This window comes from Kocuria sp. WRN011, assembly GCF_002295155.1.
Classification (GTDB): domain Bacteria; phylum Actinomycetota; class Actinomycetes; order Actinomycetales; family Micrococcaceae; genus Kocuria; species Kocuria carniphila.
The window spans coordinates 77,171-92,759 of sequence record NZ_NSGI01000003.1 but is presented as its reverse complement, the minus strand read 5'-3'; the positions used below and the strand labels follow the sequence as shown (position 1 = coordinate 92,759).

19 protein-coding genes and 1 pseudogene are annotated in these 15,589 nt (G+C 61.7%); 8 read left to right on the top strand and 12 right to left on the bottom strand.

Translation table 11 applies throughout. The features are described 5' to 3' along the window. Positions 1 to 141: 141 nt before the first annotated feature. From CKW39_RS05095 to CKW39_RS05070, 5 genes are all read right to left on the bottom strand, one after another. Entirely contained in the window at positions 142 to 1,158 is a 1,017-nt protein-coding gene (locus CKW39_RS05095; RefSeq protein WP_095797091.1) for an NADP-dependent oxidoreductase, read from the bottom strand. 675 nt (positions 1,159 to 1,833) lie between these two features. Then, positions 1,834 to 2,091 (bottom strand): Txe/YoeB family addiction module toxin, encoded by a 258-nt coding sequence (locus CKW39_RS05085; protein WP_095797089.1) that lies wholly within the window; start codon positions 2,089 to 2,091, stop codon positions 1,834 to 1,836. Positions 2,092 to 2,093: 2 nt separating this feature from the next. Beyond that, a complete protein-coding gene (locus CKW39_RS05080; RefSeq protein WP_095797088.1) occupies positions 2,094 to 2,351 on the bottom strand; it encodes a type II toxin-antitoxin system Phd/YefM family antitoxin in 258 nt (85 codons plus the stop codon). 82 nt (positions 2,352 to 2,433) lie between these two features. Continuing rightward, positions 2,434 to 3,381: a DMT family transporter gene (locus tag CKW39_RS05075; RefSeq protein WP_095797087.1), complete on the bottom strand. Its 948-nt coding sequence runs from the start codon at positions 3,379 to 3,381 to the stop codon at positions 2,434 to 2,436. Next, the gene (locus CKW39_RS05070; RefSeq protein ID WP_095797086.1) at positions 3,378 to 3,983 is read right to left on the bottom strand and encodes a TetR/AcrR family transcriptional regulator; all 606 of its coding nucleotides are present in this window, start codon (positions 3,981 to 3,983) and stop codon (positions 3,378 to 3,380) included. The genes CKW39_RS05075 and CKW39_RS05070 overlap by 4 nt, the downstream gene beginning before the upstream one ends. Positions 3,984 to 4,269: 286 nt before the next feature. Between CKW39_RS05070 and CKW39_RS05065 the strand changes: the two genes are divergently transcribed. Beyond that, positions 4,270 to 4,890 (top strand): ClpP family protease, encoded by a 621-nt coding sequence (locus CKW39_RS05065; protein WP_095797085.1) that lies wholly within the window; start codon positions 4,270 to 4,272, stop codon positions 4,888 to 4,890. Then, a complete protein-coding gene (locus CKW39_RS05060) occupies positions 4,887 to 5,483 on the top strand; it encodes a ClpP family protease (protein ID WP_095797084.1) in 597 nt (198 codons plus the stop codon). The genes CKW39_RS05065 and CKW39_RS05060 overlap by 4 nt, the downstream gene beginning before the upstream one ends. 6 nt (positions 5,484 to 5,489) lie before the next feature. Here CKW39_RS05060 and CKW39_RS05055 read toward each other — a convergent pair whose 3' ends face one another. The 3 genes from CKW39_RS05055 to CKW39_RS05045 all read right to left on the bottom strand — a co-directional run bounded on the left by CKW39_RS05055 (position 5,490) and on the right by CKW39_RS05045 (position 7,223). Further along, positions 5,490 to 5,783, bottom strand: a complete 294-nt coding sequence (locus tag CKW39_RS05055) for a helix-turn-helix domain-containing protein (protein WP_095797083.1) — start codon at positions 5,781 to 5,783, stop codon at positions 5,490 to 5,492. Between the two features lie 140 nt (positions 5,784 to 5,923). Further along, a complete protein-coding gene (locus CKW39_RS05050) occupies positions 5,924 to 6,370 on the bottom strand; it encodes an SRPBCC domain-containing protein (protein WP_158222910.1) in 447 nt (148 codons plus the stop codon). 82 nt (positions 6,371 to 6,452) lie between these two features. Beyond that, positions 6,453 to 7,223 carry an SUMF1/EgtB/PvdO family nonheme iron enzyme gene (locus tag CKW39_RS05045; protein WP_095797081.1) on the bottom strand — a complete coding sequence of 257 codons (771 nt, stop codon included), beginning with the start codon at positions 7,221 to 7,223 and terminating at the stop codon, positions 6,453 to 6,455. A gap of 25 nt (positions 7,224 to 7,248) precedes the next feature. Between CKW39_RS05045 and CKW39_RS05040 the strand changes: the two genes are divergently transcribed. The 5 genes from CKW39_RS05040 to CKW39_RS05020 all read left to right on the top strand — a co-directional run bounded on the left by CKW39_RS05040 (position 7,249) and on the right by CKW39_RS05020 (position 11,140). Next, positions 7,249 to 7,623 (top strand): DUF664 domain-containing protein, encoded by a 375-nt coding sequence (locus CKW39_RS05040; RefSeq protein ID WP_095797080.1) that lies wholly within the window; start codon positions 7,249 to 7,251, stop codon positions 7,621 to 7,623. A gap of 71 nt (positions 7,624 to 7,694) precedes the next feature. Then, on the top strand, positions 7,695 to 9,047 hold the full coding sequence (locus CKW39_RS05035; protein WP_095797079.1) for an ATP-binding protein: 1,353 nt from the start codon (positions 7,695 to 7,697) through the stop codon (positions 9,045 to 9,047). Between the two features lie 71 nt (positions 9,048 to 9,118). Continuing rightward, on the top strand, positions 9,119 to 9,880 hold the full coding sequence (locus CKW39_RS05030) for an SDR family oxidoreductase (protein WP_095797078.1): 762 nt from the start codon (positions 9,119 to 9,121) through the stop codon (positions 9,878 to 9,880). A 194-nt stretch (positions 9,881 to 10,074) separates the two neighbouring features. After that, on the top strand, positions 10,075 to 10,710 hold the full coding sequence (locus tag CKW39_RS05025; RefSeq protein ID WP_095797077.1) for a YdhK family protein: 636 nt from the start codon (positions 10,075 to 10,077) through the stop codon (positions 10,708 to 10,710). 202 nt (positions 10,711 to 10,912) lie between these two features. Then, positions 10,913 to 11,140, top strand: coding sequence for a helix-turn-helix domain-containing protein (locus tag CKW39_RS05020; RefSeq protein ID WP_095797076.1), 228 nt, complete (start codon positions 10,913 to 10,915; stop codon positions 11,138 to 11,140). Positions 11,141 to 11,354: 214 nt separating this feature from the next. On the opposite strand, the gene CKW39_RS05015 is transcribed toward CKW39_RS05020, so the two are convergent. The 4 genes and pseudogenes from CKW39_RS05015 to CKW39_RS15920 form a co-directional block, all read right to left on the bottom strand. Beyond that, complete coding sequence (locus tag CKW39_RS05015) at positions 11,355 to 11,954, bottom strand: class I SAM-dependent methyltransferase (protein ID WP_238663192.1); 600 nt, start codon at positions 11,952 to 11,954, stop codon at positions 11,355 to 11,357. Between the two features lie 4 nt (positions 11,955 to 11,958). Next, on the bottom strand, positions 11,959 to 12,339 hold the full coding sequence (locus tag CKW39_RS05010; RefSeq protein ID WP_095797075.1) for a MerR family transcriptional regulator: 381 nt from the start codon (positions 12,337 to 12,339) through the stop codon (positions 11,959 to 11,961). Next, positions 12,332 to 12,976: an aldo/keto reductase gene (locus CKW39_RS05005; protein ID WP_256382222.1), complete on the bottom strand. Its 645-nt coding sequence runs from the start codon at positions 12,974 to 12,976 to the stop codon at positions 12,332 to 12,334. The genes CKW39_RS05010 and CKW39_RS05005 overlap by 8 nt, the downstream gene beginning before the upstream one ends. Positions 12,977 to 13,011: 35 nt before the next feature. Then, positions 13,012 to 13,236, bottom strand: a pseudogene (locus tag CKW39_RS15920) (aldo/keto reductase); the annotation flags it as partial. Between the two features lie 286 nt (positions 13,237 to 13,522). On the opposite strand from CKW39_RS15920, the gene CKW39_RS05000 reads away from it, so the two are divergent. Then, entirely contained in the window at positions 13,523 to 15,544 is a 2,022-nt protein-coding gene (locus CKW39_RS05000) for a glycoside hydrolase family 3 protein (protein WP_095797074.1), read from the top strand. Positions 15,545 to 15,589: the final 45 nt, after the last annotated feature.

The following is a 15,589-nucleotide window of genomic DNA, read 5'->3' as shown; positions in this document are numbered from 1 at the left end:
TAAGTTTCCGGGCGACGCCGCGCGCGACGTTTGCGGGCGGCGTCGCCTTGTGCAGAAGGCCACTGTCATCTGTGGCTGAGCATCGCAGGCCGGTGCGCCGATTTCATGCGAAGCTCAGCCTCAGATGTCGAGGCGCGCGTATTACAACCGCACAACCATCTTTCCAGTGTTCGCGCCGCCGAGCAGGTCGATGAACGCCTGCGGCGCGTTTTCCAGTCCGTCGCGGAATGTCTCATCCGCCTGGAGAGTGCCGTCCTGTAGCCATTCGATGGCGTGCTTGTGGAACTCCTCGGCCAGGTCGTAGTGGTTGCCCACGATGAACCCGCGCAGATTCAGCTCCTTGCCGACCGCTAGGAACAAGTTGTTCGGGCCGGGCTCCGGTTCGGTGGCGTTGTACTGCGAAACGGCGCCGCACATCGCCACGCGTCCGTACTTGCGCAGCGCCCCGATCGCCGCTTGAAGGTGATCGCCGCCCACATTGTCGTAGTACACGTCGATTCCGTCGGGTGCGGCCTTCTGCAGTGACTCGCTGACGTCGCCCTCCTTGTAATTGAAGGCCTCGTCGAAACCCAGTTCCTTCAGGCGAGCGATCTTCTCGACCGAACCGGCTGAACCAATCACCGTGGACGCCCCCAGCGCCTTGGCGATCTGGCCCACGGCGGAGCCGACGGCGCCGGCGGCGCCGGAGACGAACACGACGTCGCCCTGCTTGAACTTCGCGATTTCCGTGAGCCCCACGTAGGCGGTGAGACCGGGCATGCCGAGGATGCCCAGGTACTTGGATGCGGAAGCGGCCTCGACATCGATGACGGTCGCGGCGGCGTCGTCAACCACCGCAAATTCGCGCCACCCGAGCTGATGCGAGACGTGATCGCCCACCTTAATCTTTTCGGACTCGGATGCGATCACGGTGCCGGCCGCGGCGCCCTGGAGCGGCTCATCGATCTGGAACGGCGGGATGTAGGACTTGGTGTCGTTCATGCGGCCGCGCATGTACGGGTCAACGGACATCACTTCGTTCTGCACGAGAATCTGCCCGGACTTAAGGGTGGGGATCGCCGCTGTTTCGAGACGGAAGTTCTCGTCCGTGGGTGTTCCGTGCGGTCGCGAGGCCAGGACGATCTGGCGTGTTTCTGTGGGTGTTTCGGTAGTTGCCATGAAAATTCCCCCATAGGACTTGTTGGCGTTGATGCAGGGTGGTCTAACGGTGTGAGATGTTTCCACCCTGTGCTGGAAAGTTGGTGAACACAAGTTCCACTAGGGATGATATTGAAGAGCGGCTCCGCCGATATCGCTTGATGATCACGTCAGATCCTCGGGCGTGTCAGGAACTTGGCCTCGAAGGAATCGGGCCATGATGGTGGCCAAGATCAGGGCAATTACGAAGGCGAAAAGCAGCGTGAACCCAAGGCCTGGTGCGGAGGAGGCCGATGGAGAGAGCTGTGCTGGCCAGTAGGGCCCATTCAATGACTCGCATGTTCCTCCATGGTGGCATTAAGGACTTCAGGCACGTTCGTATGGGAACTTGCCGCTGCCCTTGCGCAGCGGGCGAGAGACTGATGGCATGGGGTATGGAGCCCGATCAACGAGCAGCGAATGTAGATGCTGAGCGCGGCATTCCTAGCGCGATCAGACCGTTTATCCCGGCTTTCCTAGTGGTCCTTCTGGGTATCGGAACGCTCATGCTGAGGGTCGCTGGAGCCATCAATGACACAGCTTCATCGATTGTCTTTGCAATCTTGATTGCTGCCGGTTTGCTCTTCTACGTTCTCATCAACCGAGGAATCGACCCGAAGTAGCGGAGATCGAGATTCGCTTTCAAGGAGTCGCGGGCTACCCGTAGTGATACCTGCATGTGGCAATCAAGACGTCGTCGTTAGTCACCTTGTATACGAGACGATGCTCTTCCGTGATTCTGCGCGACCAGTAGCCAGCAAAGTCATAGCGCAAGGGCTCGGGTTTCCCGATATCCTCATTGCCATTTCGCACGATGTCTTGGATGAGAAGATTAATCCGTTTGAGGATCTTCCGGTCTTGACGTTGCCACCATAAGTACTCATCCCAGGCCGACTCGGACCAGACAAGTCTCATGATTAGTTCTCATTCAGAAGTTCGTGTGATGTGCCGCGTCCAGCCTCCAGCTCCTCCATGGAATTAAGAAGTCGTCGAGCGTTCTCAGGGGAACGCATTAGGTAGGCCGTCTCTTTCAGGGAGTTGTACTCATCCAACGAGACAATCACGACCGGCTCATGGCCAGAACGAGTCACAATGACCTCTTCCCGGTCATCGATGACTGAATCCAAGACTTCCGCATAGCGAGCCCGTGACTCCGAATAATTCATAGTCTTCATGGAACACCTCCGTACAAAAAAATGTACGCCCCATGTCGAGGGTGACGATTCGCCCGGGGGCTCCGTTTCCCCAGCATCGAGGTCAGAGCCGCGGTGCGGCGACTGCAGGGTCTTCGCGCGATGGGGCGGCCGGAGCGGCGTCGTCGGAGTTGGTGGGCGCTACGCCCAGGACTACTAGGGCGACGGCGAGAACTGCAAGACCTGCCCAGCCGAGGGTCGTGAGTTGCTCGCCCACCACGACGACCGCCAGGAGCGCCGCGACGGCGGGCTCGATCAGGGTGAGTGTCGTGGCGGTGCTGGGGCGAACACGTTTGAGCCCGAGTCCGAATAGGTAGTAGCCGAGGAACATCGGTATCAGCGCCATGTATGCGGCCACGGTGAACGATTCGGTTGAAGCGAGCAGGGGTGCGCCGGTGAGCAAGAGGACGGGTATCAAGAGCGCTCCACCGAACCCGAAGACGGCGCCCATTGCTGCCGCGCGTCCAATCTCACGAGAGATCAGGCGGTGGACCACCCAGGAATACAGGGCATAGGTGATACCGGCGATCAGACCAAGTCCGATGCCGAAGAGTGTGTCCGAGGCTGACGCCGTTGATTGATCGGCCTTGGCCACACACAACATCGCACTACCTGCGATGCCCAGGGCAGCCGCCATCATCCACCAGCCACTCAACGGTTTGCGCTCCAGGATGAGCTCTAGGATTCCAGAGGCCAGCGGCGCCGAGGCCAGCGAGACCACCGTGCCGATGGCCACGCCCGCCAAGTGCATTGAGCTGTAGAACGCGAGCGGGTAAATGGCCACGGCCACGGCTCCCGCGGCGATCAGACCCGTGTGTGAGCGTAAATCTTGGCGGGCGCGTCTCAGGGAGGGGAGGGCGATGGCGGCCTGGAGCAATCCACCGATGCCAAGGGCGGCCGCGCCGATGGCGAGCGGGCCTGCGTCCGGAGCGAAGGTCGCCGCTGTTCCGGTGGTGCCCCACAAAAACGCGGTGACCAAAATGGCCACGACCCCGCCGGTGGTTTCCTTCATGGGGTTCGGTTCAGATCTGCGAGCATGCCGACGGCGATCGCCCGGGCTCGGCGCAGTCGGCTCGGTTCGCCCTCCAAGCCAGATCGGGCCATGGCTCCTTCGAGGAGGTAGCTCAAGTGTTCGCCCACTTCAGCGGCGGAATCGTTGTCAGTCAGGAGGCGTAGCTGTTCGACCAGCAGCCCCTCCACGTACTCCTTGTGGCGGCGCACGATCTCCCGGCCGGGATCGCCGACGGGAAGTTCCGCAGCAGCATTGAGAAGGCCACAGCCTCGAAAGCCGTGTTCGTACCCGGTACTCGCGTGGTCGATGTAGGCGTCGAACACCGCGAGGATCTGTTCCTGGGGCGTGCCGGCCTCAGCTGCACGAGCTCGATACAGCGCGAGCCACTCTTGATGCCTGGCCTCAACGTAGGCCTCGACGAGATCCGCTTTGGAGGAAAAGTTGTTGTACAGGCTCATCTTCGCCACCCCGGCCTGCGCGGTGATCCGGTCAATGCCGGTGGCGTTGATGCCGTCCGCATAGAACCGTTGAGCGGCTGCGTGGAGGATCCGGTGACGAGCCGACGGTTTCCGGGCTGCAGAGTGTGATGGCTGGGGTGTCATGAACGTCTCCTTCATAATAGGTAGACCAGTCTACCTATTATGTAGATCCGGTCACTAGAGTGGGCCACAGTGCGGGCTAGTTCGGACATCCGGGGCAGAGCTTCGCGCGCTGGTGGAGGCCGACGCCATTTCGGGCAGAGGATCGTAGAAAAACCCATAGCTGGCGGGCGAACCACTGCCACAAATGTTCAGCGCTCGTGGTGACGGACCGGCCACGCTGCTGTGAGCAGCGCTGCCCACGGCAGCACCAGGGCCGGGCGGCCATGAGAGCGGACAAGCTTGACGCATGACTGAAACTACTGCTGCTCCGGCCGGGAGCACGCTTGACGAAGAAATGTACCGGCAACTGTTCGAGCGTCGGATCCTGCTACTCGGGGAGCCACTGGAGGGATGGAACTCGAACCGCCTCTGCAATGGGCTCATCCTTTTGGCGGCCAAGGATCCCCGAGCAGACATCACGTTGCTCATCAACTCACCGGGTGGCTCGGTGCCCGGAATGCTCGCGATTCGCGACTGCATGCGGGCCATCCCGTGCGACGTTGCCACGATCAATCTCGGAATGGCCTACAGCGCCGGGCAATTCCTCTTGTCCTCCGGTGCCCCTGGTAAGCGCTACGCGATGGAACATTCCAAGGTGCTGCTCCATCAGGGTTCATCGGGGATAGCCGGTACGGCCATGGACATCGCAATCCAAGCTGACGACCTCCGTCACACCCGTGACACTGTTCTTTCGCTGGTCGCCCAGGACACCGGGCAAGACCGCGATGCGATCGAGCAGGACTCGAGGCGTGACCGCTGGTTCGATGCCCAGGAGGCTCTTGAATACGGGTTCATCGACCACGTGGTCACGGGGCTGGACGGCATTGTGTCGAATCTCGAATCCCCCACGGCAGGAAAAGGCTCATGAGCACTTACACCATTCCCTACGTCACCACCCATAGCCCGCAGGGAGACCGCACGGTCGACGTGTACTCGAGGCTTCTCGAAGAGCGGATCGTCTACCTGGGCACGGCGATCGACGATGGCGTGGCCAACGCGATCATCGCTCAGCTCATCCACCTGGAAGCCGATAAACCCGACCAGCCCATTCAGCTCTACATCAACTCACCGGGCGGTTCGATCCCAGCCATGTTGGCTATCTATGACGCCATGAATTACGTGCGATGCGACGTGTACACCACGTGCGTGGGAGAGGCCGGGTCCACCGCCGCAGTCATTCTTGCCGGGGGAGCACCCGGCGGGAGATCTATGCTGCCCCACGGGCGCGTCGTGATTCACGCTCCCGCGGCGGAGGGGCGCGGAGCGGTCCCCGACCTCATTCTCGAAGCCGACGAAATTGAGCGTGTGCGCACGATGCTCGAAGAAATCCTGGCCCGGCATACGCAGAAAACTCGGGAACAGATCCGGAAGGACACGGAACGCGACCTCATCCTCACCGCCGAGAAGGCGTTGGAGTACGGGGTCATCGACGAGATTGTTGGGCAGCGCCCTCGTCATTGACGTGGATCAGGCCGCGAGGCACAGTGAGCCGCGATCAACATTGGACGCGGCACGACGTGCGACCTCACCAACGGTCAGGTCCAGTGCGCCCGCCACGGCACTGAAGATCTCGGACGAAGGGTCTTTTCGACCCCGCTCGATCTCCGAGAGGTACTGCGGCGCAACCCCTGCGCGACTCGCGACATCTGCAATACGTTCGCCCCGGTCGAGGCGCTCCTCACGAAGCGTCTCACCCACGGACTCCCGCCAGAGCAGGTCTGACGAGGCTTCAGGTGCCGGAAACTTCACTACGTCGCCCATGTGTCCACGCTACGCCTCATACATGGACTCATGTCACTGCCGTGAGCTTAATTCGGGGCCTTCAAACCGACGCCGCCCCGACCGGTGATTCGCCGGTGCGGGCACCGGCTTTGGGCCGGTCATCCATCCACTTCGTACCGCTACTCACTCAGAAACTCCGCCAACTGCGCGAGTGCTTTGGTGTGACCGTTCCGGTGACCATCGATCATGTCCTGACCCACGAACGAGGCCACTTGATCAACGATGGTGACCAGGGCGCCGTCGTCGTGGGGTTCGAAGGTCCAGGTGACCAGCGCGGTCGCGAGGAGCGTGCCGTCGGTCGTGACCGTGTCGGTGTGGACGACCAACTCGCGCGGAAGGATCTGGACGTACCCGATCTCGCCCGCGACATTGAGATCGCCGGACGGGCCGCAGCGGTACGAGGCGCGGCCTCCGGGGCGGAAGTCATCGGTGGAGTAGACCAACCCGTCGCCCTTGGGGACGCTCCACTTCGACCGTGAGGACGTGTCCTGGAAGGCCGCCCACACAGTGTCCAGGGGTGCTGAAATGACCTGAGTGATGTGAAGGGTCTGATGCGTGACGCTCATGGGAAGCTCCAGAGCTTGTGGGGTTGGGAGTCCAGTCAAGCACCGTGGCACCCGCAAGGAAAGGAGACGTTCGTCGACCCGATCAGAGCTGGTTCGTCGGAAAGTCCTTGAGCGGTGTCCAGCCGAACGGAACGGGTCCGCGGGGCTTCGCACGAGCGCGGTCCTCGACATCGGACCACCCCTGTGCGTCGGTGGCACCGGGATCGCCGACGGCGCCGCGGGCCGGTCGAAAGCCGACGTCGTCAATGACGGCATCCGGCGCGCTTCCCCGTCGAACGGATGCCCGGCAGCTCCACGAAGGATCAGCCCAGCCCCCGCCCCGAAGGCTTCGGTAACCCCGGTATCGCGCGGGATCCGTCAGGTCCCAGCACCATTCCCACACGTTTCCGAGCATGTCGTAGAGGCCGAAGTCATTGGGCTGTTTGGTGGCCACGGGCTGAGGTGAGTCGACGCCGTCGGTCTCGGTCCAGGAAATCTCCGCGAGGGGGCCGTACGTTGGGCCGGTCGTTCCCGCGCGGCATGCGAATTCCCATTCGGCGTCGGTGGGTAGGCGATAGCCGTCCGCGGCTGGATTCCAGAACGCCCAGTCATCGGTGATCGTGTACGCGGGCGAGAGGCATTTCGCTTCCGATGCCGCATTGCACCACCTGATCGCGTCGAACCAGGTCACGGGCGCGGCGGGTTCATTCGCATTCGAATTGCCCGCCTCCCCAGCGTATTGCCCGACCGTTACGGGAGTCTCGGCGAGCTGGAATGCCTCAAGGACGACGTCGCGCACGGCTCCGGTCCGCGTGTTCTTGAGTGTGATGCTCCCCGCTGGAACGTGACGGAAGGTAATCGCGGGCGGAGTCATGATTAACAGCCTTCCATGAACCCTGATGAGGCAGCTTGTCCTCAACGAACCATCGAGAACCGAACCGCCTGCAGTCAGGGAGGTTCTCTGGGCTGAAGATGGCATCGAGCCCTGGGAATCCGTGAATTGGGAGGCGTCACCGGATTGGGAGTTCGACTCCGCCATTCACGACGACCCGGCCGATCTCGTCGAGAACTGGCAGACGAGTGTCTCACTGGCCCGGGCGAACGCCGATCGTGCCTGTGCGGAAGGCGGCCTAGACACCAGAAGCAAAACCACACGCCACGGCGAAACCCACAACCTCCGCTGGATCCTGACCCACATGATCGAGGAGTACGCCCGCCACAACGGACACGTGGACCTGAGCAGGGAATCCATCGACGGGCTCACGGGGGAGTAAAAGCAGCCGGCCGAGGCCCCGTGTCATGATGAAGCCCTCCAACTCACCAACCGGAACGAAGGAGTTCTCGGGTGACTACGTGGCATATCAGAGATTTCCACCCCGCTGACATGGACTCGATTCTGCGCCTGTGGGAGAGTTCCCGCTTGTCCGGCGTGGAACCCGTTTACGCCCTGTCGGAAGTCCTGGCGTCATGCCAGGAGGACCAAGCCGTGGTCGCCGTGGACGACGACGTGGTGGTCGGCGCGGCCGTCGCACGCGCTGCGCATGACCAAGGTTGGATCGTGTTCTTCGGCGTGGACAGCCAGTGGCTCGACCAGGGCATCGGCAGTGCGCTGTTGGCCGCCGTCGAAAGCAAACTCGCGCCACTTGGTCTCACCAGGCTCTCCATCCTGGTGCCTGATTCCGAGCGTCGCGTGGAGGCTTTGGGGGACGCTGGCTACCTGGACAAGAAACACCTTCGCTACTTCGAGCGGGAAATCCCCATCCAGCGCCAAGAAATCGGACTGCTCCACGCGCTCGGCGGTCGGCTGCTGTCGCGAAACCTGTGGAACAACATGGGTGGCATGCAGCGGGAGAAGGAAATGCTCGAACGGCGTCTGGTGCTGCCGCTAGCCGATCCAGATCTCGCCCAGCAATACGGCGTGGTGCCGCCCCGGGCGGTCATGCTGTTCGGGCCTCCCGGCACCGGCAAGACGACCTTCGCCAAGGCCATTGCCTCTCGCCTGGAATGGCCGTTCGTTGAGGTCTTCCCGTCCCGTCTCGCCGCCGATCCCAAGGGCCTGGCCGGTGCCTTGCGTGAGATCTTCCTGGAAATCTCGCAGCTGGAACACGCGGTCGTCTTCATCGACGAGGTCGAGGAAATTGCCGCGCAACGCAAGGGCGATCCGCCGTCGCCGCTGCAGGGGGTGACCAACGAGCTACTCAAAATCATTCCCGCATTCCGCGACCGCCCCGGCCGACTGCTGGTTTGCGCCACCAACTTCATTCGCACGTTGGATTCGGCCTTCCTGCGCCATGGCCGTTTCGACTACGTCATCCCGATTGGCCTGCCCGACGACGTTGCTCGCCAAGCCATTTGGCTGCGCTACATCCCCGAATCGGTCGCCGAAAATGTTGATTTGGATCTGCTGGTGTCCAAGTCGAACGGCTTCTCCCCGGCGGATATCGAGTTCTCGGCGCGCAAGGCTTCCCAGCACGCGCTGGAGAAATCGGTTTACGGGGCCGCTTCGGATGGTTCCGCAGCTGAAGCTGCCGACGTCGACGACGCCGCCAAGACCGACGCCGCCGCCGTTCGCGCACCTGGCGCTACCGGACCCACGACGGAGGACTATCTGGAGGCCATCGCTCAAACCCGCGCCACGGTCTCCGCGGAGGTCGTCCACGAGTTCCAGGAGGACATCAAGCGGATCGCGCGGTTGTAGCCGTTTGGTTCGTTCCACGGTGAGTTTGCCGCCCCCTATCTCCCGCAGTTGGGCGTGGCTAGGGTGGATGCATGAGCAAAATTGCGGTGTTGGGCGCCAGTGGAGATTTCGGGTCTGCCCTGTCAGACAAGTTGGAACAGCAGGGTCATGACGTGGTGCGCATCAGTCGCAGCCACGGTGTGGACGTAATGTCACCCGAGGGGTTGGAGCGAGCCCTGGACGGCGTGGACATCGTGGTCGACGCACTGCACATTGATGCCCTCGGCGCGCAGAAGTCGATCGAGTTCTTCACCCGTGCGGCACGAAACGTGGTCCAGGCGGCGCAAGCGAACGGCGTCGGCAGGATCGTGTGTCTGTCCATTGCGGGCGCAACTAACCCCGAGGTGAACCACCGAAACGGCCATTACCAAGGGAAGGCCGCACAGGAGAGCTTTTACCAAGAGGCTGACATCCCCTCCACCACGGTGCGCTCATCGCAGTGGTTCGAGCTGATCCCCGTGCTCGTCCATCGGGTGACCAAGGGGCCGCTGTCGATCATGCCGAGCATGCTGCTGGCGCCTGCCGCGATGAGCGATGTGGTGACTTACATGGCGGATCTCGTGAGTGAACCTCGCCCGGCTCGGAACGAGATTGTTGCTGTTCGGGGACCCCAGGTGGATTCCGCGGCGAACTTTGCCCGGCGGATTCTCGCTGTCAAGGGTTCGATCGACGGCGTGCAACCGAAGACCATTCGCGAGGCTCCGTACTTGGGTCGCGGAATCGCCAACGGTGGCCTCATCCCGGCCGACGCCCACGTGACCACCACGACGATCGATGAGTGGCTCGGCGCGTAGGGGCAGCACCCAGCCACAGCATTGAGAAGTCCAATGTGCGAGCAATCATTGTTTGATTAATACCCCATAGGGGTATATAAAAGAAGGAGAGGAACCGTTCGGGTTTTCGGCGCGCGGCTCAGTCGCTCGGGGTTGCTGCCCATCGATGCCGCACCCCGCACCGAAACTCGAACCAACAACTGGGAGGATCCACCATGAAACGCACCATCACTTTGCCTGGCCTGACACTGGCCGCTGCCTTGGCGTTGACTGCCTGTGGTGGCACGGACGCCGGGGAGGAAGAGACGCCCTCAGTGCCGGGCACCACGGCAACCGCAACGTCGTCGCAGTCTGCTGATGAGGCGTCCGGTGCTCATGGGGGTCATGAGGGGCATGAAGGAATGGGTGGTGCTGAGCACCAGCACAACCCGAATGGTGGTCCTCCCCCTGAGGGAATCGTGGAAGTAAGCGACCCGACATACCCCGTGAGCTCCTCAGTGACCCTCACTGCCGATCACATGCCGGGTATGCGGGGCAGCGAAGCCACCATTACGGGTGCCTTCGACACGACCGCTTACTCGGTGACGTACACGCCGACCGACGGTGGCGAACCCGTGGTCGATCACAAGTGGGTTGTCCAGGAAGAACTACAGGACCCGGGTGAACCGCCCCTGGCGGATGGTACGGAAGTCGTGCTGACCGCCGATCACATGGCGGGGATGAAGGGAGCCGAGGCCACCATCGAGAGCTCCACCGATGAGACCGTTTACATGGTGGACGTGGAGACGGACGGGATGAAAATGACGAATCACAAGTGGGTTGTCGAGAGCGAGGTTCAACCCGCTGAATAGCCTGAGTGCTCTTCAGGCAGATCGACACCGATGACACCTCGGGAATCCTGTCGCCGGCTAATCAGATCTCGATTGGGTGCGGTCATCCAATTGATGGTTCCCCGCGTTTTGGGGATGTAACCGTGCGGTGTCTTTTCAATAAGTCACCGCACGGTTACACTCTAGATTGTCACCAAGCGGTTACACGTCGGTCAGGGGTGCCATGAGGATTCAAACTGCTGCTGAACTCGGCGCAGCGATTCGCAATCGACGGCTGGACTCTGGGTTGACCCAAGCTGCGCTAGCAGACAAGGCTGGTGTCTCTCGCAAGTGGTTGGTCGAGGTTGAGGCGGGAAAATACAGCGCCGAAGTCGGCCGTGTTCTGGATGTTCTCTGGGCAGTGGGGTTGAGGACCGATCTGGCTCCGGAAGACCAGAATTCTGAAAACTAGAATGAGGGCATATCTGAAAGGCATTAATCCTTTCTCACCCGCCCGATACTTGGTGAACGGAAGCTACCCTGCGAGAACCCGCCGAGAGCCGTCGTTCCCCATGAATGCAAGTTCTGTCAGCTACTACCAACCACGGGAACCCGGCCGACTCCGCGCATACAGTAACCACCACGTCGATCGATGACTGGCTCGGTGCTTAGAAACCGTCTCTGAGCTAAGGGGTGGAGAAACCCGGTCTGCGAGCAATCACTGCGGCATGTGGCCTGCTACCCGGAACAGTTCTCTGGTGAGACTCAACCACCTTGAATCCCGCTGCTTTAAGAGCGTTGCTCATCCCCTCAAGACTCCAGAAATATGCGCGGCTCACAGCGTGGTCGAATTCTTCGCCGTCCGTACCGCCAAAGAATCCCAGGAGCGCACTTCCACCGGGCCTCAACACCCGAGCAAACTCCTCAAGGATCTGGGGAACAGCGGAGGGTTCGGTGTGGATCAGCGAGTACCACGCAAGGATGCCTCCAAGGGAGTGAGACTGCAATGGCAGCCGTCTGAAATCACCACGTTCGAAGTTCACATCGGGGTAGGCGGCTCGCGCGTGGCCAATGAACTCCTCTGACAAATCAACACCCAAGACGTCTCGTCCATCCTGGCTCAATAATTCAGTCCAGTGACCTGGCCCGCAGCCTGCGTCCAGTAATGGCCCTGAACAGGAATCCCGCCACTCGCTAATCAGTTCCCGATCCGGCGTGGCCATCTGTTCGACGCTTCCCAGCGCTTCGATGTACTCGATAGCGCGGCGGTTGTAGTCGTCCTGCACTTGTTCACTGTGGCCCATGTCCACCCAGCCGTTGGTTGTAGTCCTCGATCTTTCTGTTGATCACGCGCATAGAATGCTGCCAGGACTCTATCTCTTGGATGACTTGTTCTCGATGATCACGTAAAAGGTCGAGTCGTTCGGGCACGCCATCTGGATCGCTCGCTACCAACCTGGTGAACGCCGCGATCTTGACCAGTGGCATACCTGTGGATTTGAGATGCAGAAGAACTTCGAGGAGGTGTAACTGGGTTTCGGTGTAGACACGATGCCCGGCGCTATCTTTGGTGGGTGCCGGGACGATTCCCTTGCGTTCGTAATAGCGCAGGGTGTCTGGCTCAAGGCCAAGGTGCCGAGCGGCGTCGCCAATGGACATGCGATCACTCATGCCGAGCCCTTTCCAGCCATTCCACATCCGATGAATTGAGCGTAGTCGTGACGGCTTCCCAAGCGCTCTGCACTTGCTCGGGAGTGGAGACCCCAACGACGGGAATTACCTTTTCGCGTCGGCGGACCATCCAGGAGAGAACGACTTGACCTCGGTCCAGCCGATACTTGTTGCCGATTTCGGTTAATGCCGCCGACGCCGCGGGCCCCATTTCATAGCCTTCTGGCAGCGGCCGATCCGCGCGGGTATATGCACCAGAGAGCAGGGGTGAATACCCCAGCCTCGTCAGGTTGAGTTCACTGCAGAGCGATGACACTTCATCGTCGAGTAGCACGTGAGGACTCAGGTCGGTGCTCGGAGCCGGCTCCAGATACGAGAAACGTTGCTGCAGCGCTGTATATGGGTGGGCCGAAGGCGTTTCAAGGGCTTCCGTGAGACGAGCCGCCGTCAGATTGCTGGAAGCAATGGTTCTGGTGAGGCCCTCATCCACTAACTGGCTCAGGGCATCCAGTGTTTCCTCGAGCGCGGTGTTCGCGTCATCGATGTGCGTGTAGAGAACGTCGACATGATCCACGTCAAGGCGTCGCAAGGAGTCTTGCACCTGGGTGCGGATTGCTCGGCGGGAAAGCCCGTCGATGCGTCCAGGCCGTCTCCCAATGAACGTGGACGGGCCCCGATTTTTGTCGCCAAGGTGACCTCGTCGCGCATGCCAGTGCCGTTAGCGGCCAGCCAGGCACCGATCGTCTCCTCGGACTCGTTGCCAGTTCCATTCGCCCAGAACGCGTAGTTGTTGGCTGTGTCCCAGAATCGTGCGCCCAACTCATAAGCATGGTTCAAGCAGGCGAAAGCCTGGTTGCGGGGGACTTGCGTACCAAAATACATAGTTCCCAAGGCCATCGGAGGAATCATTACGGGTCCGATAGTGAATGCGCTTGATCTCATGCTGTTACCCAAACAGTTGGACCATGGTCCAGGTCAATGAACGCCGCCGCAAACCTGCCCGAGCGCCGTCGTCCCCGCTCCGAAAGCCGCAACTCCTGGCAACTGCTGCCAACTACGGGAACCCGGCCGGCACCGCGCATACAGTGACCATCAGATCGCCATGGTCGGAGCTGGCTGGGTTTTTGGAGTGGTCAGCGCCGCCGTAATGGCACGGAGTTGGACGCGACGAAGGGCCGCACACATGACTACTCAACCCGAACTCGGCAGCAAGACCGGCCGCTACATCGAGCAGGACGGCCTGACGTTTCGCGATCTCGACGGCGACGGCGCCCTGTCGCCCTTCGAGGATTGGCGCCTCCCCGCCGCCGAACGAGCTCGTGACCTGGTCTCCCGCATGACCACCGAGGAGAAGGCCGGGCTGATGGTCATCGGCTCGCACTACCCGGGCTACTCCGCATTCCTGCCTACCCCCGTTGAGGGACAGATCCTCAATCAGGAGGACGTCTGGCGCGACGCCAACCCCATCACCGGCGTGCCTTTCGCCGAGCCGGTACTGGTGACCTCGGCAACCGACAAGGCCATCAACGAGCGCGGTCAGCGCTACTTCGTGGTCCGCGACAACCTCACTCCCCAGGAACTCACCGAGTGGACCAACGCGGTCCAGGAACTCGCCGAGAACTCGCGACTGGGCATCCCTGCGATCTTCGCGTCCAACCCCCGCAACCATGTCGCGCTCGTCTCCCAGTTCGGTGTGAACGAGTCCACCGGCATCTTCTCCGAGTGGCCCGGTGAGCTGGGTCTGGCCGCACTGAACGACAAGGAACTCATCGAGACTTTCGGCCACGAGATCGCCAAGGAATGGCGCGCAGGCGGCATCCACAAGCTCTACGGGTACATGGCTGACCTCGCCTCCGAGCCTCGCTGGTCCCGCTTCAATGGCACCTTCGGTGAGGATCCCGAGCTGGTCTCCGAGTACATCGGCGCCGTGGTGCGTGGTATGCAGGGCGAGACCCTGAGCGAAGAATCCGTGGCCACTACCATCAAGCACTTTCCGGGCGGCGGCGTGCGTCTGGACGGTCACGATCCGCACTTCGAGTGGGGCCAGACCAACGAGTACCCCACCGAGAACGCGCTCGAGAAGTACCATTTACCCCCGTTCCAGGCCGCTCTGGACGCCGGTGCCGCCTCGATCATGCCGTATTACGCCCGCCCCATGAACAACTCCTCCCCGCAGCTGGACCAGGAGTTCTGGCAGGGCCCCACCACTCAGTTCGAGGAGGTTGCGTTCGCCTACAACCGCACCTTCATTCAAAGGCTACTGCGCGACAAGATGGGTCATGAGGGCTACGTGAACTCCGACTCCGGGGTCATCGACGCCATGATGTGGGGCGTCGAGGACCTCAGCGAGGCCGACCGTTTCGCCGCCGCCGTCCGCGCCGGCACCGATATCTTCTCGGACATGGCCAACCCCGCCCAGCTGATCGCCGCCGTCGAGCAGGGTCACCTGGAAGCCTCCGAGCTCGACCAGCCCGCCGCGCGGCTGCTCACCGAAATCTTTGCGCTCGGCCTGTTCGAGAACCCCTACGTCGACGCCGCTCGTGCCGCCTCCGTCATCGGCGCCCCTGAGATCTCGGCCCTGGGCGAGCGCGCGCAGCGACAGTCGGTCACGCTCCTTCGTAACGACGCCGACGCCGCTCTGTTGCCTCTCCAGCTCGACAAGCCCATCAAGGTCTATCCCTTCGTGACGGGCCGTACCAAGATCGACCAGGTGCAGGGCCAGCTGGAAGAGGCCATTGCGGCGGTATGGCCAACCGCAGACATCGTGAGTGCTCCCGAGGACGCGGACTTCGCGCTCATCTGGGCCCGCCCTGAGATCGCACTGTTCGAGGACGATCGCGAAGGTGTGTCGCTGTCTCTCGACCCCCGTGACAACGGCGTGGACGTGGACCGTGTTCAGGTGATCGAGAAGACCGTTCCCACACTGTTGGTGGTCAACGCGACCAACCCGTGGTTGCTGGCCGAACTCGAGCCCGAAGCCCAGGCGGTGGCGATCACGTTCGAGATCAAGCCCGAGCACCTGCTGCGCTCGCTGTCCGGAGAAGATGGCGGCCCTGCCGGTCGCCTGCCCATGACCCTGCCTGTGTCCGCGCAAGCCATTGCGGATTCACCCCGCGATGTGCCCGGCAAGTTCCTGGGTGACGAGTACGCCTACCGCGACCGTGACGGGAACCTGTACAGCTACGGATTCGGGCGTAGTCTCTAGTTTCTCGGGGAGGGGCGCAGCTGCGAACTGCGGGACCCGGCACGC